The sequence below is a fragment of the Pseudomonas sp. P5_B2 genome (assembly GCF_056400445.1).
The window spans coordinates 1-641 of sequence record NZ_JBFULH010001389.1; the positions used below are offsets into that span (position 1 = coordinate 1).

The following is a 641-nucleotide window of genomic DNA, read 5'->3' on the forward strand; positions in this document are numbered from 1 at the left end:
TACCGGCTTCGCACTGGAGGCCGCGCCACGCACCTCCCGCGCGCAGAGCCTGGATGTGCTGTCTTCCCAGGCGAACATCGCCGGCTATAAAGCCGTGTTGTTGGCTGCTCATCACTACCCTCGCTTCATGCCGATGTTGATGACCGCTGCGGGCACCGTGAAAGCGGCGCGCGTGCTGATTCTGGGCGCCGGCGTGGCAGGTTTGCAGGCAATTGCGACCGCCAAGCGGCTTGGTGCAGTGATCGAGGCTTCGGACGTACGTCCGGCGGTGAAGGAACAAATCGAATCCCTGGGGGCGAAATTCGTCGACGTGCCGTACGAAACCGATGAAGAGCGCGAATGCGCCGTTGGTGTCGGCGGTTACGCGCGACCAATGCCTGCCAGCTGGATGCAACGTCAGGCCCTGGCTGTGCACGAACGCGCCAAACAGGCTGACATCGTCATCACCACCGCACTGATCCCGGGCCGCAAAGCGCCGACACTGTTGAGCGCGGAAACCGTGGCGCAGATGAAGCCTGGCTCGGTGGTCATCGACCTCGCGGCGGCTCAGGGCGGCAACTGCCCGCTGACCGTGGCGGATCAGGTAGTGGTCCAGAATGGCGTGACCATTTGCGGCCCGACCAACCTGGCCGGCGCGGTGG

At 64.6% G+C, this 641-nt stretch carries 1 protein-coding gene; it reads left to right on the forward strand.

Going from position 1 to position 641, the window contains the following annotated elements:
- The coding region (locus AC1DRJ_RS31385; protein ID WP_477805527.1) for a Rossmann-fold NAD(P)-binding domain-containing protein at positions 1-641 on the forward strand (641 nt) is incomplete at both ends.